The 24,371-nt window shown below is 60.8% G+C and carries 27 protein-coding genes; 14 read left to right on the top strand and 13 right to left on the bottom strand.

Annotated elements, in window-relative coordinates; genetic code table 11:
• The 3 genes from ABCW43_RS24765 to ABCW43_RS24755 all read left to right on the top strand — a co-directional run.
• Positions 1 to 2,229, top strand: a 2,229-nt coding sequence (locus tag ABCW43_RS24765; RefSeq protein ID WP_345929388.1) for an NADP-dependent malic enzyme, incomplete at its 5' end; no start/stop codon positions are given.
• A gap of 66 nt (positions 2,230 to 2,295) precedes the next feature.
• Complete coding sequence (locus ABCW43_RS24760) at positions 2,296 to 2,541, top strand: type II toxin-antitoxin system Phd/YefM family antitoxin (RefSeq protein WP_345929386.1); 246 nt, start codon at positions 2,296 to 2,298, stop codon at positions 2,539 to 2,541.
• The gene (locus ABCW43_RS24755) at positions 2,538 to 2,927 is read left to right on the top strand and encodes a type II toxin-antitoxin system VapC family toxin (RefSeq protein WP_345929384.1); all 390 of its coding nucleotides are present in this window, start codon (positions 2,538 to 2,540) and stop codon (positions 2,925 to 2,927) included. Before ABCW43_RS24760 ends, ABCW43_RS24755 begins: the two co-directional genes overlap by 4 nt.
• 22 nt (positions 2,928 to 2,949) lie before the next feature.
• Here ABCW43_RS24755 and olsB read toward each other — a convergent pair whose 3' ends face one another.
• The 5 genes from olsB to ABCW43_RS24730 all read right to left on the bottom strand — a co-directional run bounded on the left by olsB (position 2,950) and on the right by ABCW43_RS24730 (position 8,218).
• Positions 2,950 to 3,822 (bottom strand): l-ornithine N(alpha)-acyltransferase, encoded by an 873-nt coding sequence (gene olsB, locus ABCW43_RS24750; RefSeq protein WP_345929382.1) that lies wholly within the window; start codon positions 3,820 to 3,822, stop codon positions 2,950 to 2,952.
• 99 nt (positions 3,823 to 3,921) lie between these two features.
• Positions 3,922 to 5,637, bottom strand: coding sequence for a hybrid sensor histidine kinase/response regulator (locus ABCW43_RS24745; protein WP_345929380.1), 1,716 nt, complete (start codon positions 5,635 to 5,637; stop codon positions 3,922 to 3,924).
• Positions 5,638 to 5,757: 120 nt separating this feature from the next.
• Positions 5,758 to 6,255, bottom strand: a complete 498-nt coding sequence (lspA, locus tag ABCW43_RS24740) for a signal peptidase II (RefSeq protein ID WP_345929378.1) — start codon at positions 6,253 to 6,255, stop codon at positions 5,758 to 5,760.
• Complete coding sequence (locus ABCW43_RS24735) at positions 6,252 to 7,112, bottom strand: TrmH family RNA methyltransferase (protein ID WP_345929376.1); 861 nt, start codon at positions 7,110 to 7,112, stop codon at positions 6,252 to 6,254. Before ABCW43_RS24735 ends, lspA begins: the two co-directional genes overlap by 4 nt.
• Positions 7,109 to 8,218, bottom strand: a complete 1,110-nt coding sequence (locus ABCW43_RS24730) for a class I SAM-dependent methyltransferase (protein ID WP_345929374.1) — start codon at positions 8,216 to 8,218, stop codon at positions 7,109 to 7,111. The genes ABCW43_RS24735 and ABCW43_RS24730 overlap by 4 nt, the downstream gene beginning before the upstream one ends.
• 176 nt (positions 8,219 to 8,394) lie before the next feature.
• Here ABCW43_RS24730 and ABCW43_RS24725 point away from each other — a divergent pair, with 176 nt between their 5' ends.
• On the top strand, positions 8,395 to 8,850 hold the full coding sequence (locus ABCW43_RS24725) for an SRPBCC family protein (RefSeq protein WP_345929372.1): 456 nt from the start codon (positions 8,395 to 8,397) through the stop codon (positions 8,848 to 8,850).
• A 16-nt stretch (positions 8,851 to 8,866) separates the two neighbouring features.
• Here ABCW43_RS24725 and ABCW43_RS24720 read toward each other — a convergent pair whose 3' ends face one another.
• The 3 genes from ABCW43_RS24720 to sppA form a co-directional block, all read right to left on the bottom strand.
• Positions 8,867 to 9,202: a lipopolysaccharide assembly protein LapA domain-containing protein gene (locus ABCW43_RS24720; protein WP_345929370.1), complete on the bottom strand. Its 336-nt coding sequence runs from the start codon at positions 9,200 to 9,202 to the stop codon at positions 8,867 to 8,869.
• Between the two features lie 102 nt (positions 9,203 to 9,304).
• Positions 9,305 to 9,604 carry an integration host factor subunit beta gene (locus tag ABCW43_RS24715; protein ID WP_007759833.1) on the bottom strand — a complete coding sequence of 100 codons (300 nt, stop codon included), beginning with the start codon at positions 9,602 to 9,604 and terminating at the stop codon, positions 9,305 to 9,307.
• 26 nt (positions 9,605 to 9,630) lie between these two features.
• On the bottom strand, positions 9,631 to 10,587 hold the full coding sequence (gene sppA / locus ABCW43_RS24710) for a signal peptide peptidase SppA (RefSeq protein ID WP_345929367.1): 957 nt from the start codon (positions 10,585 to 10,587) through the stop codon (positions 9,631 to 9,633).
• 207 nt (positions 10,588 to 10,794) lie between these two features.
• Here sppA and lptC point away from each other — a divergent pair, with 207 nt between their 5' ends.
• The 6 genes from lptC (at position 10,795) to ptsN (ending at position 15,962) form a co-directional block, all read left to right on the top strand.
• The gene (lptC, locus tag ABCW43_RS24705; RefSeq protein WP_345929365.1) at positions 10,795 to 11,463 is read left to right on the top strand and encodes an LPS export ABC transporter periplasmic protein LptC; all 669 of its coding nucleotides are present in this window, start codon (positions 10,795 to 10,797) and stop codon (positions 11,461 to 11,463) included.
• 13 nt (positions 11,464 to 11,476) lie between these two features.
• Positions 11,477 to 12,031 (top strand): LptA/OstA family protein, encoded by a 555-nt coding sequence (locus ABCW43_RS24700; protein ID WP_046630413.1) that lies wholly within the window; start codon positions 11,477 to 11,479, stop codon positions 12,029 to 12,031.
• Between the two features lie 36 nt (positions 12,032 to 12,067).
• Positions 12,068 to 12,850 (top strand): LPS export ABC transporter ATP-binding protein, encoded by a 783-nt coding sequence (gene lptB, locus ABCW43_RS24695; RefSeq protein ID WP_210011660.1) that lies wholly within the window; start codon positions 12,068 to 12,070, stop codon positions 12,848 to 12,850.
• A 189-nt stretch (positions 12,851 to 13,039) separates the two neighbouring features.
• Positions 13,040 to 14,596 carry an RNA polymerase factor sigma-54 gene (gene rpoN, locus ABCW43_RS24690; protein ID WP_345929362.1) on the top strand — a complete coding sequence of 519 codons (1,557 nt, stop codon included), beginning with the start codon at positions 13,040 to 13,042 and terminating at the stop codon, positions 14,594 to 14,596.
• Between the two features lie 249 nt (positions 14,597 to 14,845).
• Positions 14,846 to 15,421, top strand: coding sequence for a ribosome hibernation-promoting factor, HPF/YfiA family (gene hpf, locus ABCW43_RS24685; protein ID WP_210010503.1), 576 nt, complete (start codon positions 14,846 to 14,848; stop codon positions 15,419 to 15,421).
• A 76-nt stretch (positions 15,422 to 15,497) separates the two neighbouring features.
• On the top strand, positions 15,498 to 15,962 hold the full coding sequence (gene ptsN, locus ABCW43_RS24680) for a PTS IIA-like nitrogen regulatory protein PtsN (protein WP_046627940.1): 465 nt from the start codon (positions 15,498 to 15,500) through the stop codon (positions 15,960 to 15,962).
• Between the two features lie 198 nt (positions 15,963 to 16,160).
• Here ptsN and grpE read toward each other — a convergent pair whose 3' ends face one another.
• Together grpE and hrcA are read right to left on the bottom strand one after the other, a co-directional pair.
• Positions 16,161 to 16,802, bottom strand: a complete 642-nt coding sequence (gene grpE, locus ABCW43_RS24675) for a nucleotide exchange factor GrpE (RefSeq protein ID WP_345929359.1) — start codon at positions 16,800 to 16,802, stop codon at positions 16,161 to 16,163.
• A 117-nt stretch (positions 16,803 to 16,919) separates the two neighbouring features.
• Positions 16,920 to 17,999: a heat-inducible transcriptional repressor HrcA gene (gene hrcA, locus ABCW43_RS24670; protein WP_345929357.1), complete on the bottom strand. Its 1,080-nt coding sequence runs from the start codon at positions 17,997 to 17,999 to the stop codon at positions 16,920 to 16,922.
• 179 nt (positions 18,000 to 18,178) lie between these two features.
• Between hrcA and rph the strand changes: the two genes are divergently transcribed.
• The 4 genes from rph to hemW are packed head-to-tail and all read left to right on the top strand — an operon-like array spanning position 18,179 to position 21,179.
• Positions 18,179 to 18,895, top strand: coding sequence for a ribonuclease PH (gene rph, locus ABCW43_RS24665; protein ID WP_345929355.1), 717 nt, complete (start codon positions 18,179 to 18,181; stop codon positions 18,893 to 18,895).
• Between the two features lie 23 nt (positions 18,896 to 18,918).
• The gene (locus tag ABCW43_RS24660) at positions 18,919 to 19,335 is read left to right on the top strand and encodes a VOC family protein (protein ID WP_306863014.1); all 417 of its coding nucleotides are present in this window, start codon (positions 18,919 to 18,921) and stop codon (positions 19,333 to 19,335) included.
• Positions 19,335 to 19,979, top strand: a complete 645-nt coding sequence (gene rdgB, locus ABCW43_RS24655; RefSeq protein ID WP_345929352.1) for an RdgB/HAM1 family non-canonical purine NTP pyrophosphatase — start codon at positions 19,335 to 19,337, stop codon at positions 19,977 to 19,979. The genes ABCW43_RS24660 and rdgB overlap by 1 nt, the downstream gene beginning before the upstream one ends.
• 6 nt (positions 19,980 to 19,985) lie before the next feature.
• Entirely contained in the window at positions 19,986 to 21,179 is a 1,194-nt protein-coding gene (hemW, locus tag ABCW43_RS24650) for a radical SAM family heme chaperone HemW (protein WP_210010497.1), read from the top strand.
• 10 nt (positions 21,180 to 21,189) lie between these two features.
• On the opposite strand, the gene ABCW43_RS24645 is transcribed toward hemW, so the two are convergent.
• From ABCW43_RS24645 to dnaA, 3 genes are read right to left on the bottom strand one after another with little or no spacing between them, the layout of a single operon-like run.
• The gene (locus ABCW43_RS24645) at positions 21,190 to 21,783 is read right to left on the bottom strand and encodes a class I SAM-dependent methyltransferase (RefSeq protein ID WP_345929349.1); all 594 of its coding nucleotides are present in this window, start codon (positions 21,781 to 21,783) and stop codon (positions 21,190 to 21,192) included.
• Between the two features lie 9 nt (positions 21,784 to 21,792).
• The gene (locus ABCW43_RS24640; RefSeq protein WP_345929347.1) at positions 21,793 to 22,410 is read right to left on the bottom strand and encodes a LysE family translocator; all 618 of its coding nucleotides are present in this window, start codon (positions 22,408 to 22,410) and stop codon (positions 21,793 to 21,795) included.
• Positions 22,411 to 22,415: 5 nt separating this feature from the next.
• Complete coding sequence (gene dnaA, locus ABCW43_RS24635; RefSeq protein ID WP_345929345.1) at positions 22,416 to 23,981, bottom strand: chromosomal replication initiator protein DnaA; 1,566 nt, start codon at positions 23,979 to 23,981, stop codon at positions 22,416 to 22,418.
• Positions 23,982 to 24,371: the final 390 nt, after the last annotated feature.

Raw genomic sequence — 24,371 nt, 5'->3', positions numbered from 1 at the left:
CTCGATTTCCATTCGGAAGGCCGCCCGGGTAAACTCGAAATCAATCCCACCAAGCCGATGGCGACCCAGCGCGATCTGTCGCTCGCCTATTCGCCTGGGGTCGCGGTGCCGGTCAAGGCGATCGCCGCCGATCCTGCGACTGCCTATGATTACACGACGCGCGGCAACATGGTGGCCGTCATCTCGAACGGCACGGCGATCCTCGGTCTCGGCAATCTCGGGGCGCTTGCCTCGAAGCCGGTGATGGAAGGCAAGGCCGTGCTGTTCAAGCGCTTCGCCGACGTGGATTCCATCGACCTTGAAGTCGATACCGAGAATGTCGACGAATTCATCAACTGCGTGCGTTTCCTCGGCCCCTCCTTCGGCGGCATCAATCTCGAGGACATCAAGGCGCCGGAATGTTTCATCATCGAGAGCCGCCTGCGCGAGCTGATGGATATCCCGGTCTTCCATGACGACCAGCATGGTACCGCGATCATCGCCGCCGCCGGCCTGATCAACGCGCTGGAACTGACCGGCCGCGACCTCAAGACCACCAAGCTCGTCTGCAACGGCGCCGGCGCCGCGGCGATCGCCTGCGTCGAACTCATCAAGGCGATGGGCTTTAATTCGGAAAATGTCATCCTCTGCGACACCAAGGGCGTCATCTACCAGGGCCGCACCGAGGGCATGAACCAGTGGAAATCCGCCCACGCGGTGAAAACCACCAAGCGGACCCTGGAAGAAGCCATGAAGGACGCGGACGTCGTGTTCGGCCTTTCCCAGAAGGGCGCCTTTACCGAAGAGATGATCCGTTCCATGGCCGACAGGCCGATCATTTTCGCGATGGCCAACCCCGATCCGGAAATCACCCCGGAAGAAGTCGCCCGCATCCGCGACGACGCAATCATGGCGACCGGCCGCTCGGACTATCCGAACCAGGTCAACAACGTGCTCGGCTTCCCCTATATCTTCCGAGGCGCGCTCGACGTTAGGGCCAGCCAGATCAACGATGCGATGAAGATCGCCGCCGTCAACGCGCTCGCCAATCTCGCCCGCGAAGACGTGCCGGACGATGTTGCTGCCGCCTACCAGGGCAACCGCCCCCGCTTCGGCGCGCAATACATCATCCCGGTCCCCTTCGATCCTCGCCTCATCTCGGCGATCCCCGTCGCCGTTGCGGAAGCCGCAATGGAAAGCGGCGTCGCCCGCAAGAACATCGCCGATCTCGCCGCCTATGGCCGCGAGCTTTCCGCCCGCCGCGATCCGATCGCCGCGACGACGCAAGGCATCTACGAGCGCGTCCGTCGCTTCCCGAAGCGGGTCGTCTTCGCCGAGGCCGAAGAAGAACAGGTCATGCGCGCGGCGATTTCCTTCACCAGCCAGAAGCTCGGCACCGCCATCCTTCTCGGCCGCGACGATGTGATCCGCGCGACGGCGGAAAAGGCAGGCATCGATCTCGACCGACCCGGCGTGGAGATCGTCAACGCCCGTCTTTCCAACCGGCTCGATGCCTATATCGATCACCTCTATGCCCGACTGCAGCGCCAGGGCTTCCTCTACCGCGACGTCCAGCGCCTGATCCACAACGACCGCAACCATTTTGCCGCAACCATGGTGGCGATCGGCGATGCGGATGCGATGGTAACCGGCACGACCCGCAACTATGCGACGGCCCTGCAGGACGTCAGCCGTTGCATCGATCCCAAGCCGGGACACAAGGTGATCGGCGTGTCGCTGGTGATCTCGCGCGGCCGGACGATCTTCGTCGCCGACACCGCCGTCCACGACATGCCGAATGCGGAAGATCTTGCGGATATCGCCGTCGAAGCCGCCCGTGTCGCAAAGCGCATGGGCTACGAGCCCCGCGTCGCCATGCTCGCCTACTCCACCTTCGGCCAGCCGATCGGCGAACGTTCTGAGCGGGTCCGCGAGGCGGTCAAGATCCTCGACCAGCGGCGCGTGGATTTCGAATATGACGGCGAGATGGCAGCAGACGTGGCGCTCAACCCGCACCGGATGGAGCAGTATCCGTTCTGCCGGCTCTCAGGGACAGCCAACGTGCTCGTCATGCCGGCGATCCATTCCGCCTCGATCTCGACGCGCATGCTGCAGGAACTCGGCGCTTCGACCGTAATCGGCCCACTGCTGGTCGGCCTCGACAAGTCGGTGCAGATCACCTCGATGGGCGCCAAGGACAGCGATATCGTCAACATGGCCGCTATCGCGGCTTACAACGCGGGGACGTGAGTTTCTTGTAAACGAGGCCCAGGTGGACTAAGTTCATTGAACTAAGTCCACCTGGAGGCTTGCTCCGTGAAAACCGTTAATATCCATGAAGCCAAGACGCATTTGTCGCGCCTCGTCGAAGAGGCGGCAAATGGCGAAGCGTTCGTCATCGCCAAGGCCGGCAAGCCGATGGTGAAGGTCGTGCCGCTGGAAGAGGCGCCCAAGAAGAAGCGGCGGATCGGCGTCCTTGACGGTCAGTTTTTCATTCCCGATGATCTCGACAAGGGAATGGACAAGGAGATCGAGGAGCTGTTTTACAGCAACCACGAATGAGAATATTACTGGATTCTCATCTTCTGGTGTGGCTTGTCGGGGCATCCGACCGGTTGCCCTTGGCGGCGCGTGAAATCATTGAGAACCCCGATCACGACATTTTCTTCAGTTCAGCCAGTATCTGGGAACTGTCGATCAAATACTCATCCGGGAAAATCGGGCTCGAGCTTCCGCCCCGCATGCTCTACCAGGTGCTAATCGAAAGCAATTTCAACGAATTGGCGGTCACCGCCTCCCATGCTCTCGAAATAGACTCGCTTCCACAGATCCATAAGGATCCATTCGACCGCATCCTTATCGCGCAGAGCATGAGCGAGGGCATGTTGTTGCTGACTTCGGACGAAGCCATAGCCAAGTATGGCGGCCCGATCCGGTTCGTCCGTTAGGAGTGTTTCAAAGAAACTGCTCTCAGCTCGCAAACCGCCCCGCGTCGGCGCCGAAGTGGGTAATGTAGCGGTCCGAGATCGAGGCGATCGGCAGGACGATCAGCACGTCGGTGGTGTTGAAGGCGTGGTCGATGACCGCGCCATCGCCCACCATGGCGCCGAGGCGCAGATAGCCCTTGATCAGCGGCGGCAACAGGGAGAGCGCCTTGCGGGCGTTGAGGCCTTCCATCGGCATCAGATCCATCGAGCGGTAGAGTTCCGGCAGTGCCGAAACCGCCCAATCGCCCTTGGTCGAGACCGTATGGTGCAGAAAAGACAGCGCCATGGCGTGTTCTTCAGGCGAAACGCCCGGGAACGATGCGCAGCCGAACATGGCGTTCATGCCGTGCTTCAGCGAATAGGCCCAATTGCCCTGCCAGAGCAATTCGACGGTGCGCTTGGTGCGATAGTCCGGCAGCACGCAGGAGCGGCCAAGTTCCATGAACTGTTTGTCGGGATGACGCGCAAGCAGCGGCTCGATGTCGAATTCCGACGCCGAATAGAAGCCATTGTTGGCGAGCGCCACTTCCTGGCGCAGCAGCCGGTAGGTGCCGACGATCTGATCTTCGATATCGCCTTCGATTGCGTTATCGACGACCAGAAGATGGTCGCAGATCGCGTCGAAGGCATCGATATCGCGACGGCTGCGCATGGCATCCGGATTGAGGGTTGCGTTCATCTCTTCGACGAAAACGCGATAACGGACCGCCTGCGCGGCATCGATCTCGCGCTCGCTGCGAGCAAGCCGCGTTTCGAGCGTGCCGATGCGGCCGAAGACATCGCCGCTTACCGGAGCAGAGGCCGGCGCCTGGGTTGTTTCAGAGTTCACTTCACGGTTCAGGAGTTCAATTGCCAAGGTGATTCTCCCCGTCCCGGTTTGATCACCGCCTTAAATCACTTCTCTGCGACAAGAACGTGACATTCACTGTCACAATAGGTTCCAGGGATGGTCGCGTCAACGCGCCTGTTGGCGATCGGTAGAGAGTACTCCCAAAATTCGGACCTCCTCCAGAAGCGTCAGCGGATCGACCGGCTTTACAAAGACGCGGCTGGCCCCATTCAGAAGCACCTCGCGATGCGTCGCCTCGCGGCTCTCGCCTGTCAGCACGATCACCGGGACCAGAGGCCGAACGCCCTCCTGTTCCTCAGCGCGCAGCGCCGCCAGGAGATTGAAAACATCTCCTCCAGGCATGTACATGTCGGAAATGACAAGATCGAGCGGCGTGTCCCGGTCGAGTACCGTCTCGATCAGCGTGGGGAAATCGTCGACGAGGCGGACGCGATGTCCAGCCTTTGTCAGAACCGAGCGGATGATCAGCGCGTTGACGGGATCGTCCTCGCCGAGCAGCACGTCGAGCCCTTCGCCATGTTTTTCGATAACGGGCGGAGGCGGCATGGCCTGATTGTCGTTCAGCGCGTCGCGCGTGCCGAAGCCGCGCAGGCGGCCGCTCAGCACGTCGATCAGAGATTTTTCCCGGAGCGGCCGGATGAGCCAGGCGTCGAAGAAATCCTGCGGCTGGGAGGCACGTTCCTCGGGGTTGACGAGCAGGATGCGGTGGAGCGGCGCATGCGCCTTTTCGTTGGCATAATCGGAGGCCAGCCGGTGATCGACGATCAGGTCGGTATAGGGGGCCGGGCCGGCTTCGGCACGATCGATCAGCATCTGCGCGTCAGCCGTGTTGGCGACGTGCCGGCAGCGGCCGCCAAGCGTTTCGATCGTCGCGACCGTCGCCTTGGCGGCAGGTCCTTCCGGCGCCAGAAGCAGAACCCGGGACATGGCCAGCAACTGGTTGCGTTCGCCGGTGCCCGATTGCGCCGTTTCCGCGAAATGCAGCGGGAAGCGGATCGTGAACGTGCTGCCGACCCCCCTTTGGCTGGCGACGGCAAGCGATCCGCCGAACTCGGTCAAGATGCGGGAGGCGATGCCGAGACCGAGACCAGTGCCGCCGCTGCGTGCCTCGGCGGACCCTGCCTGCTCGAATTCACCGAAAACCCGCGTCAGCTCCTCCGGCGCCATGCCGGGACCGGTATCGATGACGGCAATGGCGACGTTGCCTTCTTCGACGGCAGCCCGCACCAGCACACCGCCATGGGCGGTGAATTTCACCGCATTGCCGATGACGTTGAAAAGCACTTGGCGGATGCGCCCCGGATCGAGATCGAGAAGGTCGGGGAGATCGGCAGTCATCGTCGCGGCGATCTCGATCCGCTTCTCGTGAGCGCGCGGCGCCAGCATCTCGACGACGTTTTCGATGAGGTGGCGGAGATTTTCCGCCCGGTTGTTGAGCCGGAAGCGGCCGGCCTCCAGCGTCGAGTAGTCAAGCAGGTCTTCAACTAGCTGCGCCAGCGCATAACCGGACTGGCGAATGCCGCTCAGATAGTTCTGCTGTTCCGCCGTCAGCTTGGTCTGGCCGAGAAGGTGGGTCATGCCGAGAATGCCATTGAGCGGCGTGCGGATCTCATGGACGACGGTGGCAATCTGCCGGGATTTCGCAGCGCTGGCCGCCTCGGCATTCTTCAATGCATGCTGGAGCCGGGGAACCGTGCGCTGGCGGCGCCACTCGGATATCCGGGAAAAGAGCGAGGCAAAGACGTTGCGCGCCGCCCTCTTTTCTCCATCCTGCGGCAATCCCAATGCGGGCACGACCTTTTCCGCCGCCGGGTCGGCCATATCGGCCGCGGCGGGAGACGCGAACGCCTTCGAGATTCGTTCATGTATGTCGGCGATATCTCGCATCGGGAAAGACTAACCGGGTTTCTTTCCCAATCCTTAGAGCAATCAGGTAAAATTTTACTGATCGGCCTTTTTCGGCCCGAACAGCTCGTCGAGGATGACCAGGCCTGCGCCGATGGTGATGAAACTGTCCGCCAGATTGAAGACGGCGAAGGACCACGTCTCGGTTTGGAAGAGGACATAATCCACCACATGGCCGTAGATCACCCCATCGATGAGGTTGCCGATGGCGCCGGCGATGATCAGCGTAAAGCCGGTATGGGCAAATGGCCGGTCATTCGGTGTGCGACGCCAGAGCCAAATCACGAAGGCGACAATGAGGAGCCGCATGCCGATGATCCATTCCCGCTCCATGCCGGACAGCAGCGAGAAGGCAACACCGAGATTGTAAGTGCGATAAAGGTAAAGGTACAGAACCGGCAGGAAATCCTCACGCACTTCCATCGGAAGATAATTCTCGACGGCGATCTTCACCACCTGATCGAGAACGACCGCAAAGACGATGACGACCAGAGCCACCAGAGGCCGTGAAAGGAGGGCTTTGCGTCCGGTCATTTCTTCTCATCCAGGGTCAGCAGATGGCGGCGGGCCTCGAAGAGCATCACGGCGGAAGCGACGGCGAGGTTGAGCGAATCTGCCCTGCCCTGCTGGGGAATGCGAACGGTGCGATCGGCCGCCCTGGCGAGATTATCCGGCAGCCCGGACTGCTCGTTGCCCATCAGCAGCACGACCGGCTTTTTCGAATAATCCACAGTGCGATAGTCGACGGCGCCGGCGAGATGCGTCGCCACCACCTGGGTGCCGGATCGCTTCTGCCAGTTCAGGAATTCTTCCACTGAGCATTTGACGACCGGTACCGCGAAGACCGACCCCATGGTCGAACGCACGGTTTCCAGCGAAAACGGGTCAGTGCATTCGCCGACCAGGATTACGCCGGTCGCGCCTGCCGCATCCGCGGTGCGGATGATGGTGCCGAGATTGCCGGGGTCGCGCACGCGGTCGAGCGCGACCAGCGTCTCGTCCCTGCCCGGCCTCAGTTCGTCGAGCTTTTTCCAGCGCTGCTCGAAAATGCCGACGACCATCTGCGGGTTGTCGCGGCGGGTGACTGAGGAGAGCACCTTCTCGCTGACCTCCAGCACCAGCCCGCCATGGGCGACGGTCTTTGCCGCGACCTGCTCGACAAGCGCCTTGCCCTTGGCCGCCTTGGCATAGACCAGCGTGCGGATTTCCCAGCCGAGTTCCAGCGCGTCGATGACGAGCTTCAGGCCTTCGGCCATGAAAGTGCCGCTCTCTTCGCGGTCCTTCTTGTTGGTGAGCGCCTTGATGTCCTTGATGATCGGATTGGAAAGCGAGGTGACTTCCTTCACCTGGCCGACCCGTCGTGGTCCGGACTTCTGAAAATCGTCGTTCATGCCGGCACCCAGCGACTGAAAAGGGAAGTGGAAAGCGCACGGCCCGGCGTATTGCCGTCCAGCCCCGCCTCGCGGATGACGAGTTCGCCCGATTCCACGGCGCCGCCGGCGCCGCGCATCGTCTCGCGCATCAGCTCGTGGATCGAATAGAAGCTGGCGCGGATCGAATAGGCGGTCAGCACCAGGCCTATCGCCTTCGGTGACAGCAGTTCGCGGCAGATGTCGAGCATCAGCGGCAGATGATCGAAAAGCTGCCAGATTTCGCCATTCGGGCCACGGCCGAATTTCGGCGGATCGGTGAGGATGATGTCGTAGCGGTTGCCGCGGCGTTCTTCCCGCAGGATGAACTTCATCGCATCCTCGCAGATCCAGCGGATCGGAGCCTTGTCCAGACGGGCAAGCGACTGGTTTTCGCGCGCCCAGCCGATCGCCTTCTTGGAGGCGTCCACATGGGTGACTTCCGCGCCGGCAGCCGCCGCGACCAGCGAGGCGACGCCCGTGTAGCCGAACAGGTTCAGCACCTTCACCGGCCGTTTCGCCTCTTCGATGCGGTTCTTCATCCATTCCCAGTGAACGATCTGCTCCGGGAAGACCCCGACATGGCGGAAGGAGGTGAAGCGGCCGAGGAAATCGACGCCGAGCAGCGACAGCGGCCAGGTTTCGCCCAGCGCTTCCTTGGAGAACCGCCAGCGACCCATGCCGTCCTCATCCGTGTCTCCGGTAAACAGCGCGTCCGCCTTTTCCCATAGATGGGCGGGAAGAGACGGCTGCCAGAGCGCCTGGGCTTCCGGCCGGACGATGCGATAAGGTCCGTATTGCTCGAGTTTCAGCCCGTTGCCGCTGTCGATCAGGTGAAAATCGCCGGCACCGGACGATTCGAGAATGATCGGCACGCGCTCCGGTGGCCGCTCGCCGCTACGCGGCAAAAGCGGTCGGGTTTCGGCCGGCGCTGCTACTGGCGCGGGTTTCGGAGCCCTTTCCTGTGGCCGCAGGGCCTGCTTGACTGCCGCTGGTTTTGCGGCGGCGTATCCGCGGGAGGACCGGTTGCCCGCCTCGCTCCGGGCTTTTTCACCCGGCCGCCTTTCCTTGTTCTTCAATACGTTCATCCGCTCGGATTTTTGAGAGTTGCGGCAGCAGATAGCATTTGCTGGTCATTCTTCAAAGCCGGAGAGCCGATGGCTGGGCGTTTTATTGACGGCCCGGCCTGTCCGCCTTTTGTCCCCCTTGGCAAAGATCATCGCCCTTGCAATAAGTCTTGCAACGGTGGACGGAGGATCATCACATGGATATGGGCGGCGAAGAACGTATTGCAGCACCTCGCGAAGTGGTCTGGGCGGCATTGAACGATCCGGAGATCCTTCGCCAGTGCATCCCCGGTTGCCAGACGCTCGAACAGAAGTCTCCAACCGAGCTTGCCGCAACCGTCAAGCTGAAGGTCGGCCCGGTTTCGGCCAGCTTCTCCGGCGAGGTGACCCTCTCTGACATCAACCCGCCGGAAAGCTACACGATATCGGGCGAAGGCAAGGGCGGCATCGCAGGTTTTGCCAAGGGTTCCGCGACCGTTACGCTGATGGAAGACGGCAGCGATACGCTGCTTCGATACTCCACCAAGGCTCAGGTGGGTGGCAAGATCGCGCAGCTCGGCTCGCGGCTGATCGATTCCACATCGCAGAAGCTCGCGGGCCAGTTCTTCGCGGACTTCAACAAGGCGGTGGTCGCCAAGGCCGCGCAAGCCTAATTTACTGCGCCTGAATTCACTTGGAAGGAAGTTGAGCCGAGGCCGGCCGTCCAGCGACGGCGGCCTTGTGTTCGTTCTGCCACCGGACCGCTTCGCGCGCTTCGACGCGAGCCTGCTTGCGGTGCTTGCCCTGGCTCCACCAGGTCACGAACGAGCCGATGAACATCCCGATCAGCAAGGCCAGGAACAGGAACAGGAAAAACGGCGCACTCACCGCCAACATGCCGTCTTCGGGCCGGAAGGGATTGAGCGCGAGCGTGACCATCTGGCGGTTCGCAACGGCGAGCACGATCAGCACGATGCCGAGCGGCACGAAAATCACGAGCGAAATGATCCGTTTGAACTTGTCCATGTGAATCTCCGGCAGCAGAACCTCTGCTGTTTAACAGCATCTGTTGCAGAATAGGCGCGCTTTATGGGGTTTCAAGGGCGACGGAAGGGCGCGCCGGAGGAATCAATCTTCTTCGTCGTCGAGGCCCGGATTCAGGCGCTCGCGCAGTTCCTTGCCTGTCTTGAAGAAAGGAACCCATTTTTCTTCGACGAAAACGCTCTCGCCGGTGCGCGGATTGCGGCCCGACCGGGAGGGACGGTTCTTCACCGAAAACGCGCCGAAGCCGCGAAGTTCGACACGATTTCCGCCTGCCAGGGCATCTGTGATCTCGTCGAGCACGGCATTCACGATGTTCTCGACGTCGCGGTGGTAGAGATGCGGATTGCGAGCCGCGACGATCTGCACCAGTTCTGACTTGATCACGGTTGCCCCCTGAAAAGTTTAGATTTTCAACCGCGCCCAACCTGCCAAACGGAGACAAGACCGTCAAGAAACAACTTGTCCGCGCCGAAGGTGCGAAGGGCGTCGGGAGTGATCGTCTGGCCCAAACCGGAGAGCTTGAACAATTCGCTGACGGCGCTCGCGAACCAGAGGGACGAGGAGGAATTGCGCTCCTTCCAATCGACGACCGGCAGGTCCTTGGAGACGCCGCGCGATTCAAAGTAGGCTCGGATGTCCTCCTCACCGCCCAGCTTGTCGACAAGCTTGACGCTGAGCGCCTGGCGGCCGGTGAAGATCGTGCCGTCCGCGAGCTTCACAACCTCGTCGCGCGGCAGCTTGCGGCGATCGGCAACGAGATCGACGAACCAGGCATAGCTGTCCATGACCATGTTGCGGATCATCGTCTTGGCTTCCTCGCTCGCCGGATGGAAGGGCGACGGCTCGGCCTTCAGCGGCGCCGACTTGATCTCCTGAAGAGAGACGCCGACCTTCTTCATCACCTCGTCGATCTGCGGGTATTGGAAGATCACCCCGATCGATCCGGTGATCGAGCTTTCGCCCGCGACGATCTGGTCGCCCGCCGTGGCGATCATGTAGCCGGCAGAGGCGGCCAGCGTGCGGATATCCGAAACCACCGGCTTCTTTTCAGAAACCTTCCGGATCGCCTTGAAGATGCGCTCACCGCCATAGGTGGTCCCGCCCGGCGAAGAGATCGAAACGATCAGTGCCTTGGCCTGACTGCTTTCGGCGATCTTGTCGAGGCGCTCCAGCAGATCCTTGTTATCCGTGATCATACCGGAGATTTCGATGCGGGCGACATGCGGCACCGCAGATCCGACACCGTCGCCGGCAACGACACGGTAAAGCGCGAATCCGATGCCGACGAGGAAAACAAGTGCGACGATCCGCCAGAAACTCAGCTTGCGGCGCAGGGAACGCCGGTCCGCAATTGCCATTTGATCCATAAAATCACCCTTCGAGCTGAACCGCCGTTGCTAAATAGGCTCTCTAGCGCGTTTTGCAGCAGGCCACATCACGTTTTTATGTTGCCCATTATTGTTTGTTGATTGAATCAAAACCATATTGGCGGACAACGCAAAGCTCGCAACCGCTCCAACCGGCATAACCGGGATGAGAACGGAGACGGGCTAGTAAGGAACTATCCGGCACTCATGCTGCAGCATATTCGAAAAACGGCAGGCTTTACGGCGGCGCTGGAGCCGCGCCCGGATGCCTATCAGGCGGCGCTGGCGCATTCCGCCATCGTGCGCAGGCTCAAGATACTGCTGCCCATCCTGGCCGGCGTGATCTCGGCCGCCTTCATCGGCGTCTCGATCATCCGCGCCTATCTGCCGGAGAACCTCTCGATTGAAAACGCCCGGATCGAGAACGGCAAGATCGTCATGGAACGGCCGGCGATCTCCGGCCGCAACAAGGACGGCATCAGCTACTCGATGACCGCCAACCGCGCGCTGCAGGATATCCAGAACTCGAACATGATCACGCTCGAGGACGTAAAGGCTGCCGTGCCGGTCAATGACGACGTGATCGCGCGGGTGACCGCGACCGCCGCCGACTTCGACCGCGGCACCGACATGCTCGATCTCAACTCCCCGTTCGACGTCAATCTGAGCAACGGGATCACCGCCCGCTTCAAGTCAGCGCATCTGGATATCAATGCAGGTGTGATGGAATCACCCGAGCACGTCGATATCTCCATGAAAGAAGGCTCTATTGTTGCAGAGTCTTTAAAGATAACGGATAAGGGACGTACCATCACCTTCAAAGGCCAGGTTCGCGTCCACCTCGATCCAGCCACCATCCGCAACCAAGGCAAGTAGAGCCCCGGCCGTCATGATCAATCGCCGCCTTCTTACACGCAATACCGCAGTTCTGATCGCGGCAGGATTTATCTCCTGTCTGGCAGCGACCGCACATGCCCAGACGACCACCAGCCAGATGGAAGGCCTGAAGCTTTCCGGCGACCAGCCGATCCAGATCCAGAGCGACCAGCTCGAGATCAAGGAGCAGGAAAAGAAGGCCTATTTTACCGGCAACGTCCAGGTCGTGCAGGGCACGACCACGATGAAGGCCGGCAAGATGACGGTTCTCTATACGGGTGAAGGTGGTTCCGTAACCTCAGGTAGCGCCAATATCGACAAGATCTTCCTTGACGAGACGGTGTTCCTGACCTCGGGCACGCAGCAGGCGACCGCCGAGAAGGGCGAGTTCGACATGAAATCCCAGACCTTCGTGCTTTCCGGCAAGCAGGTCGTGCTCTCCGAAGGCCCCAACGTCTTCAAGGGTTGCAAACTCACCGTGCTGATGGAAACCGGCCAGGCCAAGCTCGACGCCTGTGGCGGGCGCGTCGAAATCCTGCTCGACCCGAAATCGCGACCGAAGCAATAATAGACATTTGACGTGAAAATACCGTTCCTCACCAGTCTGTCGGCAGGGAAGCCGTCCGCGCCCGAACCCTTCGTCGTACGCGATAAAGCGCGCTACGAGGGTACGCTGGTCGCGCACGGGCTTTCGAAGACCTACGATACCCGTCGCGTCGTCAACGGCGTGTCGCTGGTCGTGCGTCGTGGCGAGGCCGTCGGCCTGCTCGGGCCGAACGGCGCGGGCAAGACGACCTGCTTCTACATGATCACCGGCCTGGTGCCGGTGGACGAAGGCATGATCGCGATCAACGGCAACGAAGTCACCCATATGCCGATGTATCGCCGCGCCCGTCTGGGGGTAGGTTATCTGCCGCAGGAAGCCTCGATCTTCCGCGGCCTGACCGTCGAGGAAAACATCCGCGCGGTGCTGGAAGTGCATGAACCCGACAGGGACAAACGGGAAAGCAAGCTCGACGAACTGTTGGAAGAGTTCCACATCAGCCAGTTGCGGAAATCGGCGGCCGTCGCACTCTCCGGCGGCGAACGCCGGCGCCTCGAAATCGCCCGGGCGCTTGCGACCGATCCGGCCTTCATGCTGCTCGACGAACCTTTTGCCGGCGTCGATCCCATTTCCGTCTCCGACATCCAGAACCTCGTACGCCACTTGACGGCGCGCGGGATCGGCGTTCTGATAACAGATCACAACGTCCGCGAGACGCTGGGCCTGATCGACCGGGCCTACATCATCCACGCGGGCGAAGTGCTGACGCATGGCCGGGCCGACGATATCGTCAACAACCCGGATGTTCGCCGTCTTTACCTCGGCGACAAGTTCAGCCTTTAGGCGAGAGCTCAGTCGCTGCAGGCGACAAAGAAATTTACTTTCCCGCACTGCAGCGCTTGACCAAATCTTTCAAAAAAGCAATTCTTGTGCCAGATGCAAATTTGGCCTTGTGGAGGCTCGGCCAATCGAGTGTCCACCACTCCATGACCGGGTGGTTCAAGGGGATTGCAGGGGAGTTTCGCGTCCGCCATGGGTCTATCCGCTAATCTTTTCCTACGCCAAACTCAATCGCTGGTGATGACACCGCAGCTGATGCAATCCATTCAGCTGCTGCAGATGACGCATTTCGAACTCAACCAGTTCATCGCCCAGGAAGTCGAAAAGAACCCGCTGCTCGAAATTACGTCAAGCGAGAGCGAAAACGACGCGGAAACAGGCTTCGAAACGGCCGACGACTTTGCCCCCGCCGAGGGCCACGAGAGTTCGGCAGCCGCCGAAGTCGATAGCGACTGGTATGAGGGCTCCTCTTCCATCAGCGCCGAGAGGCTCGGCGAAGGGCTCGATACGGGCTTTGAAAATGTCTTCCCGGACGACGGCCCGGTGCGGCGCGCCGATGCGCCGGAGCTGCTCAGCCAATGGAAGTCCATGCCGGGCGGCGACACCGGCGAAGACTACGACCTGGATGATTTCGTCGCCGGCCAGGTAACGCTGCGCGATCACCTGAACCAGCAGATCCCCTTCCTGATCGTCGATGCGGCCAGCCGCCTGATTGCTCAGCATCTCGTCGATCAGCTGGACGAGGCCGGTTACATGCTGGGCGACATCGAAGAGATCGCTGCTCGCCTCGGCAGAAGCGCCGGGAATGTGGAAGCCATCCTGCATTCGCTGCAGACGCTTGATCCGCCGGGCGTCTTCGCGCGGTCGCTCGGCGAATGTCTGGCAATCCAGCTTCGGGAAAAGGATCGGCTCGATCCGGCCATGGATGCACTGATCAGACATCTGGACCTGCTCGGCAAACGCGACTTCGCCTCACTTCGAAAGATTTGCGGGGTCGACGACGAAGACCTGATCGACATGCTTGCGGAAATTCGCGGCCTCAACCCGAAGCCAGGCGCGGGTTTCGAGCGCGGCATGTCAGAGACGATTTCGCCGGATATCGTCGTGCGCGCAGCACCCGACGGCGGCTGGATGGTGGAACTCAATCCGGACACCCTGCCGCGCGTTCTGGTGAACCATAGCTATTTCCAGACAGTGTCGAAGAACTGCCCGAAAAACGGCGACGACCATAATTTCCTCTCCGATTGCATGCAGAACGCCAACTGGCTGACGCGCAGCCTCGACCAACGGGCCAAGACGATCATGAAGGTGGCGACCGAAATCGTACGCCAGCAGGATGCCTTCCTGATGCACGGCGTCGACTACCTGCGGCCGCTCAATCTCAAGACCGTTGCCGAAGCGATCAAGATGCATGAATCCACGGTCAGCCGCGTCACCTCCAACAAATACATGCTGACGCCGCGAGGCCTGTTCGAGCTCAAATATTTCTTCACGGTGTCGATCGGCTCGGCGGAAGAAGGCGGAGACAGCCATTCGGCGGAGGCCGTGCGCCACCGGATTCGCCTGCTCATCGCCCAGGAGACGCCGGATGCGGTGCTTTCGGACGACGATATCGTGATCAGCCTGAAACGCGGCGGGGTCGAACTTGCGCGCCGGACCGTCGCTAAATACCGCGAGGCGATGAACATCCCCTCCTCCGTCCAGCGCCGCCGTGAAAAGCGTGCGATCGCCGGGGTCGCGGCATATTGAGATGCCGGCCGAAGCACGCGATTTTCCACAGGCCTACGTAGAAATCCCCGGGCCGGCCACCGTTGACATTCAAAACATCGGGCGCTAGAAGCCCGCCGCAACTGCACGGGACATGGCACGAAACGTATCCCATCATTCAGACTGGCACCGATTGCAGCAATTTAGCCCGGTGGCGTGCGAACGGCTTGGATGAGGGGACGGCTTGGCGTAGACTGGAACACGCAAGTCACGACAAGAAGGAAGAACTCCATGAGTGTGCGTGTATCCGGTAAGCATATGGAAATTGGCGATTCGTTCCGTCAGAGGATCGAGGACCAAATCGGAGAAGCGGTTACAAAATACTTCGACGGAGGCTATTCAGGCCAAGTCATTGTGGAAAAGGCAGGTTCGCGCTTTTCTGCCGACTGCAAGGTGCATCTCGATACCGGGATCGTCCTGCATGCGGCTGGCGAGGCGAATGATCCGCAGATCAGTTTCGACGCCGCGGCACAGCGGATCGAAAAGCGTCTGCGCCGCTACAAGCGGCGGCTCAAGGATCATCATGCCGGCAACCATATGAATGGTTTTGCGGAAGTTGCCTACACTGTTATGGACAGCGTACCGGATGAAGGGGAGGAAGTGCCCGAGGATTTCGCGCCGACTATTGTCGCGGAAAGTTCGAAGCAGTTGAAGACGATGACGGTCGCCAGCGCCGTCATGGCACTTGATATGACCGACGAGCCTGTTCTTCTGTTCCGCAGCCCCGGCAAGGAACATCTGAACATTGTGTATCGCCGCAATGACGGCAATATTGGCTGGATCGATTCCACCAATATCAAGAACTGACACCTGGGGAGAGCGTCGGAGACGGCGCTCCCCTTCGCCTAGGGCACAAGCTCTTGCGGCACGAAGGATGACGAGAATGGCATTGGCAGATTTGCTGCAGCAAGATGCGATTATTCCTACCCTAAAGGTAAATTCCAAAAAGCAGCTATTGCAGGAGCTGGCGGCCAAGGCTTCCAAGCTGACGGGCGTGAGCGAACGAGAAATCTTCGACATCATCCTGCAGCGCGAAAGGCTCGGTTCCACCGGCGTCGGCCACGGCATCGCCATCCCGCACGGCAAGCTCAACAGCATCTCGTCGATCAAGGGGATTTTCGCGCGCCTTGAAGCGCCGGTCGATTTCGAAGCGCTCGATGACGAGCCGGTCGATCTGGTGTTCCTGCTGCTCGCACCCGAAGGCGCCGGCGCCGACCACCTGAAGGCGCTGTCGCGCATCGCCCGCGTCCTGCGCGACCAGGATCTTGTCGCCAAGCTGCGCAAGACCGATTCCGCTTCGGCGATCTATGCCTTCCTCAACGAGGAGCAGGCAAACCACGCCGCCTGACCGCATACACATCCGTGGGGACGAAACGAACCGCCCGGCCGCTGACAAAGCGCCGGGCGGTTTTGTCCTTGAGCCGCCGTTTAACGGGAATATCTACGTGGACTTGGCGGAGCGGACGGTTGCCGTTAGGGCTGCGAAGCGCCGACTGGGCGTCCGGCGCAAAGCGAAAAGCGGGCTTGCGCCCGCTTTTCAAAGCTTTCAGGCGTTCTTTTCGCCGGCGGTTTCTGCGGAGGCTTCCGCCTTCGGGCCGCCCTTTGCGACACCGACCATGGCCGGGCGCAACACACGTTCGCCGATCGTGAAACCAGCCTGAACGACCTGAACGACCGTATTGTTCGGAACGGCAGGGTTCGGGATCTCGAACATGGCCTGGTGGAAGTTCGGATCGAATTTCTGGCCTTCCGGATCGATCTTCTTCACGCCATGGCGTTCCAGCGCTGACAGCATGGAACGCTCGGTCATCTCGACGCCCTCCAGGAGCGTGGTCAGCGAGGCATCTGCCGTGGCACGCATTTCGGTCGGCACGGCGTCCAGCGCGCGGCGCAGATTGTCCGAAACGGCGAGCATGTCGCGCGCAAAGCCGGCGGCTGCATAGGACTTTGCATCCTTGATTTCGCGTTCGGTGCGACGGCGCAGGTTGTCCATCTCGGCGGCAAGCCGCAGGAAGCGGTCGCGCAGCTCGTTATTTTCGGCCTTCAGCAATTCCAGTGGATCCGGTTCGGCGACGGGCGCCTCGGCATTCTTCTGGTTGGCCGCGTCCTCAAGAGCAGAGGCAACAGCTTCCGCCGTGTTCTCGGCGGCAGCTGCGTCAGGTCCGTTCTTGTTGGTTTCGTCGGTCATGACGGTCTCCGGTTATTCTTGACTTGGATTTATGGGCTTGGATTTGTGCCCGATATCGAGGTTTAAAGTGAAAAAATCAAGGCTTGCTGGGAAAGTTGGGGCGGCTCCGTCGCGAAATCAGCGCGATAACCTGGCAAGCAGCTGCGCGGTGTAATCCACCATCGGTACGATGCGCGAATAGTTGAGCCGCGTCGGCCCGATGACACCAACGGCACCGACGATCCGGTCCTCGCCGTCACGATAGGGCGCCACGATGAGCGAGGAGCCCGAGAGAGAGAACAGCTTGTTTTCCGAGCCGATGAAGATTCGAACGCCCGGTCCCTTTTCAGCCAGATCGAGGATCTCGATCAGGCTGTCCTTCTTTTCGAGATCGTCAAAAAGCAACCGCAGGCGATCGAGATCGGCAACATCCGCAAGGCCCTCGAGCAGGTTGGCCCGGCCGCGGACGATAAGCTGGGTCGGCTTGCCTTCCTCGCTGTCGCCGGACCAGACCGCAAGACCGCGCTCGACCAGTTCCTGCGAGAGCGTATGGAGCTCACCCTGTACCTGATCCTTGAGTGTCTTCAGCTGGCCACGCAGTTCCGGCAGCGTCTGGCCGCTCAGGTGGGCATTCAGGAAATTTGCGGCCTCGGTCAGCTGCGACGACGTCACGCCGGCCGGGAGTTCGATGATACGGTTTTCCACCTGATTGTGATCGCCGACAAGCACCGCAAGCGCCTTGGTTGGCTCGAGGCGGATGAACTCGACATGCTTGAGGACCGGATCGCTCTTGGTGGTGATGACGATGCCGGCACCCCGCGAGACGCCCGACAGCATGCGGCTCGCCTCCGCCATCAGGCTCTCCATCGGCTGATCGCGATCTGCGGGCCGGATCTGCCGGTCGATATTGGCGCGTTCGTCGGCGGAGAGGTCTCCTACCTGCATGAAAGCATCGACGAAAAAGCGAAGCCCGGACTGGGTGGGCAGGCGGCCGGCGCTGATATGCGGCGAGTAGATGAGGCCGAGTTCCTCGAGATCGCTCATCACATTGCGCACGGAGGCCGGCGACAGCGATATGGGCAGCAGGCGGGAAAGATTGCGGGAGCCGAGCGGCTCACCTGTTTCCAGATAGCTTTCCACGATGCGGCGGAAAATTTCGCGCGAACGGTCATCGAGCACAGAGCCGCTGTCCCTACCCGTCGATGCCGAAAATCCCATCTAAACCTTCACCGTTCCGTTGATCTTTTGACAAAATATAGTCATTCGCCTCGCCTTCTCCAAAGGGAAAATCACCACGGCCGCAATCAAACGCCTTCAGGACGCCCCCCGGGGCTTTTTCTTTGCAAAAGCTTGGCCGGGGCCGTAGAAGGCGGAAACAGAAATCCAGGGAGCGAAGCATGCGGCCTTCAGGCAGACAGTTGAACCAGATGCGCAAGGTCTCATTCGAGCGCAATTTTTCCAAACATGCGGAAGGCTCCTGCCTTGTGAAGTTCGGCGACACGCATGTGCTTTGCACCGCGAGTCTGGAAGAAAAGACCCCGCCGTGGCTGCGCAACAGCGGCAAGGGATGGGTGACCGCCGAATACGGCATGCTGCCGCGCGCCACAGGCGACCGCATGAAGCGCGAAGCCGCTGCCGGAAAGCAGGGCGGCCGCACCCAGGAGATCCAGCGCCTGATCGGCCGCTCCCTGCGCGCCGTCATTGATCTCGAAGCGCTCGGCGAAAAGCAGATCACCATCGACTGCGACGTTATCCAGGCAGACGGTGGCACGCGCACGGCTTCGATCACCGGTGGCTGGATCGCGCTCTACGATTGCTTGAAGTGGATGGAAGCCCGCTCGATGACCAAGGTCGACAAGGTACTCAAGGATCACGTCGCGGCGATCTCCTGCGGCATCTTTGCAGGCCAGCCGGTCATCGACCTCGACTATATCGAGGATTCGGCCGCGGAGACGGATGCGAATTTCGTGATGACGGGCACCGGCGGCATTGTCGAAGTGCAAGGCACGGCCGAGGGCAAGCCTTTCAGCCAGGAAGAATTCCTGAACCTCTTGGCACTGGCTCAGGACGGCACCCAGCAACTGGTGGCGATGCAGAAGCAGGCGATTGCCTGAAACTCGCAGAAAAGAGGTGCTGTTTGATCGAAGGCATTCTCGAAACCGCGCTTTACGCCGATGATCTCGATGCCGCCGAAGCCTTTTACGGCGGCATTCTCGGCCTTGAAAAAGTGCTGCGAGCCGGCAGCAGGCATGTATTCTTCCGCTGCGGGCCGGGCATCCTGCTGATCTTCAACCCGGCCGAGACGATCAAGCCGCCTCCGGCCGATGCGCTGCCAGTACCGCCACATGGCGCGACGGGACCTGGGCATATCTGCTTTCGCATGACGGGCGAGGCGATTGACAGGATCAGGGAAAAGCTCAACAAGGCGGGTATTGCCATCGAAAGCGATTTCCGCTGGCCGAACGGTGCCCGCTCAATCTATTTCCGCGATCCGGCCGGCAACAGCCTGGAATGTGCAGAGCCAAGGCTCTGGAATATCGAACAGGAATTGTAATGCGCAAGCTCGATACCAAGACGATCGTCGTGGCCAGCCACAATGCCGGAAAAATCCGCGAGATTGCAGAACTGATCGGTCCCTTCGGCTTTTCGGCGAAATCCGCCGCCGAACTGAAATTCGTAGAGCCCGACGAAACGGGCACGACATTCGAAGAAAATGCAGCGATCAAGGCGATCGCCTCCGCCAAAGCCTCAGGACTGCCGGCTTTATCGGATGATTCCGGCATCGTCATCGACGCGCTCGATGGCGCCCCCGGCGTCTATACCGCCAACTGGGCGGAACGCGCGGACGGCAGCCGGGACTTTCAGATGGCGATGGAGAAGATCGAGACGGCGCTGGAGGAGCGCGGCGCGACAAGGCCGGAGCAGCGCAGCTGCCGCTTTGTGAGCGTACTTTGTCTCGCCTGGCCGGATGGGCACACGGAAATGTTCCGTGGCGAGGTGGAAGGCACGGTGGTGTGGCCGCCGCGCGGCACCCAGGGTTTTGGTTATGACCCGGTCTTCCAACCGCAAGGCTATGATATTACATTCGGTGAAATGAGTAGTGATCAGAAACACGGCTGGAAACCCGGCGAGCCGGAAGCGCTTTCGCACCGCGCCCGTGCCTTCAAGCGTTTCGTCGAAACCTGCCTGGAGGCTTGAGGCGCTTTGAATTCTGCCGCCCCCCTTCTGTCCAATACCCTTCTGCCGGATACCGGCGAACCGGGCTTCGGCGTCTATGTGCATTGGCCGTTCTGCGCGGCCAAGTGCCCTTATTGCGACTTCAACAGCCATGTGCGCCACCAGCCGGTGGACCAGCCGCGCTTCACTGCCGCCTTCCTGAAGGAGATGGAGGTGATGCGACGCATGAGCGGGCCGAAGACCGTGACCAGCATCTTCCTCGGCGGAGGCACGCCGTCGCTGATGGACCCGGCGACAGTCTCGGCGATCCTCGACGGCATCGCCAAACACTGGCACGTGCCCGATGGTATCGAGATCACCATGGAGGCCAACCCTTCGAGCGTCGAAGCGACCCGCTTCCGCGGCTATCGTGCCGCCGGCGTCAACCGCGTTTCGCTCGGCGTGCAGGCACTCAACGATCCGGACCTCAAATTCCTCGGTCGGCTGCATGACGTCGCCGATGCCCTGAAGGCGATCAGGCTGGCGCGGGATATCTTTCCGCGCATGTCCTTCGATCTCATCTACGCCCGCCCTAAACAGACGGTCGAGGCCTGGGAGGCGGAGCTGAAGGAAGCGATTTCCTACGCCGTCGACCATTTATCCCTCTACCAACTCACCATCGAGGAAGGCACGCCCTTCTATGGCCTGCACAAGGCCGGCAAGCTGATCGTGCCGGATGATGATCAGTCAGCAGCACTCTACGAGGCGACCCAGGAGATTACCGAGCGCTTCGGCATGCCGGCCTACGAGGTCTCCAATCACGCGCGCCCCGGTGCTGAAAGCCGCCACAACCTGACCTATTGGCGGTATGGCGATTATGCCGGCATAGGCCCGGGTGCTCACGGCCGCCTGATGCGCGGCCGAAACAAGATCGCGACTTCCACCGAGCGGCGTCCGGAAACCTGGCTGGAACAGGTGGAACGCATCGGCCACGGCATGCTGGACGAGGAAATCCTCGGCTACGAGGAACAGGCCGACGAATTGCTGCTGATGGGTCTGCGCCTGCGGGAAGGCGTCGATCTCGCCCGCTGGCAGCAGCTTTCCGGCCGGGACCCGGACCCGATCCGCGAGGAGCGCCTGCTGGAACACGGCTTCATCGAGCGCCTCGGCAATTCGCGGCTGCGCTGCACGCCGTCCGGCATGCTGATACTCGACGCGGTGGTTGCCGATCTGGCCTGCTGAAATCCGACGTTCAGGCTTTTACCGCCAGAACGTGCAGCCAGTCGGTCGGCTTTCCGTCGTAGCCGCTGCCTTGCTCCTCATCGATATCGATGGAAGTCCAGGCAAACACCTCGTAAGCGGCTCCTAGCCAGGCCTTGGACGGATAGTTGAAATAACGCCCAAATCCGTCATGGCCCTCGGCTTCTCCGGCCTTGAAGCTCGCGTAGAAGATACCGCCCGGTCGTAAGGCCCTGTGGATACGGCCGAGAATTCCGCCAAGCTCCGCCCGCGGCGCATGCAGCAGGCATGCATTGGCCCAAACGCCGTCAAAAGCCGAGACGGCCTCGACATCCCCGAAACGCAGCACGCCGACCGGCCTGCCCAGATGTTTCGAGGCCTCCTCCGCCATTTCGGGTGTGCCATCGGTCGGTGAAACATCGAAGCCGCGCGCGATCATCACCGCACTATCCCGCCCACTGCCGCAGCCGAGTTCGAGGATGGCGGCGCCCGGCGCAAGTTTTGATAGGAAACCATCGAGGTGGCGCATGCTCGGCGCGGAACTCGCCGCGTAGGTCACCGCGTTTTCGCTGTAGAAACTGGCAATCGGATCCTTTTCGACAGCCATTCATGATCCTCAGCGCTGGGACATCAGCAGCTTGGTGCCAAAGCCGACGAAGACCATGCCGACGCCGAGATCGATCTTCTTCTTGGCCTTGATATAGGCGGCCGCCACCGTTCGGTGGGTGATCAGCGCCACCAGGAAGGTATAATAGACCGTCGAGACGGCGACCATGACGGCAATCGCCGCCAGGCCATACAGGAAGGGCGTGCCGGCCGGCATGGTCGCGGCGAAAAGACTGGCAACGAAGAGCGCCGATTTCGGATTGGCAAGATTGGTCGCCAGCCCCATCCGGTAGGCGGTCTTGAGCGGCACCTCGATACGAGCCGCCACGATATCAGCCGACCGGCGCGACTTTCGTGCATCCAGGAATATCTTCAATCCAAGCCAGACGAGATACAGCCCGCCGACGATCTTGAGCGCCACATAGGCAAAGGGAGCCGCCTGAAACAGGACATTGATCCCCAGCCAGCCCGCAAAACCCCAGCAGAGCGTGCCGGTGATTGTCCCCATCGCCGCCATGATCGGCACGCGCCGCGGAGCGGTCAGCGCATAACGCATGACCAGAAGCGTATTGGGCCCTGGCGTTATGCACGCCACGGCCCAGATCGTTGCAACGGATAGCAGAAACATGGATCTTAAGCGTTGTTTTCGTTGATCAGCCGTTTCAGCAGTTCTACCTCGTGGCTGAGCTTCGTGTCACCCGAAATCAGTTCCTCGATCTTGCGGACAGCATGAAGGACGGTCGTGTGATCCCTGCCGCCGAAACGGCGACCGATTTCCGGGAAGGAGCGCGGCGTCAGCGTCTTCGACAGATACATGGCGATCTGGCGCGGCTTGACGATGACCCGGGTGCGCCGGTTCGAGACCAGTTCCTGGCGCGATACATTATAATGACGCGCCACGATGCGCTGGATATCCTCGATACGGACGCGCTTGGCTTCGCCTGCGCCAACCAGATGAGCGAGCAGCTCATCGACACGCTCGATCGAGAGCGAAGGTTCGAAGGAGCGGCGGAACAGAAGCTGGTTGAACGCGCCTTCCAGTTCGCGACCGCTGGCGGTCACATTCCGAGCCACATGACTCAGGATTTCCGCCGGGATATCGAGCGACGGGTCGTCCTGACGGGCAGTCGCCAGGCGGCCCTTGATCATCTCGAGACGCATTTCATAGTCCGGCGCCTCGACTTCGATCGCCACCCCACCCTGCAGGCGAGAGCGGACGCGAGGATCGAGCGATTCCAGCTCCCAAGGCGCACGATCGGCGGCAACCACCACCTGCTTGGCGCTGTCGAGCAGCATGTTCAGGAGATGGCAGAACTCGTTCTGGATCATCTTGCCCTGCAGGAACTGCATGTCGTCGATGATCAGCAGATCGATATTGCGCAGCGAGTCCTTGAGCGTCAGCGCGTCGTTGTCGCGGATCGCGGTCGCAAAGCGCCACATGAAATATTCGGCCGTCAGATAGACGACCCGCGGCATGCGCTCGCTGCCGACGGCCGCATTGGCGATCGCCTGCAGAAGGTGCGTCTTGCCGAGGCCAACGCCCGAATGAATAAAGAGCGGATTGAAACGCACCGCGCTGGCGCCGGCTTCAGCGATGGTCTTGGCCGCGGCAAGCGCTACCCGGTTCGACGGGCCTTCCACGAAAGTGTCGAAGGTAAATCGGCTGTCGAGCGGGGAGCCGAACAGCGGTCCCGGGGCCTGGGTGGAGCGCGCCGGCGCAGCTGACGGCGACGGGAAAGCGGCGATCTTGCCAATCTCGCGAGGGCCCTGAGAACGCGGAAACGAGGCAACAACAGCGGGTTCCGGCGCCAGACTGCGCTCTTCACCTGCCACGGGCGCCTTGGTGCTGCGACTTGCGCTACGCACCAGGATTTCCACCTTCAGGATCTCGGCGTCTTCCGCCTGGAATATGGTGGTGATGAGATCGAGGTAACGATTGTTGATCCAGGACTTCAGAAAAGTGGTGGGTACCGTAAGCCGAACAACGCTCTTCGAGACGGAATGCAGCTTCAAACGCCCGAACCAGCTTGCATAAACATCCTGACCGACCTGTGCCTTCAGACGTGCACTAAACCGCTCAAAAAGAGCATTATGCTTCATTTCCGTCGTTTCCCCTGCCGCCTGGGAGCAACTTGAATCAAATGCCTGCCGCGCTTGGTCCCCATTACCTGCACGGGCTGATATAGTATTCATATGCATAATTCGCCGCCTTCCAAATCGCGTAGCCTGGCGGTTCTCGTTAACGCCGCCAGAACAAACTTCGTTTCAAGGCATAGCAAACCATTCCCAATCATTGAGAACCGTCGCCGCCCGTCCCCTTTTGTTTCAAAACCTTCTCTCGTCCTCGCAGCCGATCGAAAGTTACGCCCAGCCCGCCTCGTGAACGGTCTGCGCTTGCGGGAGCCACCCCACATATACGAACGCCCTCATCCTCATCGTGAGTCGTCCGAACCTCTTCCACCTCCTTCACCCGGACACTGGGACCGGATCGCGTTGACAAAAACCGATCGTTTCCGGAAATGCCAATTTCCGGATCGCAACCGATGGTTATCAGGAAAACGGGAGAATTTATCCCGTTGCAAAGGGTAA

Source organism: Neorhizobium tunisiense, assembly GCF_039631515.1.
Taxonomy (GTDB): domain Bacteria; phylum Pseudomonadota; class Alphaproteobacteria; order Rhizobiales; family Rhizobiaceae; genus Neorhizobium.
Note: the sequence above shows the minus strand (reverse complement) of the source record. Positions and strands in the feature narration are given on the sequence as shown.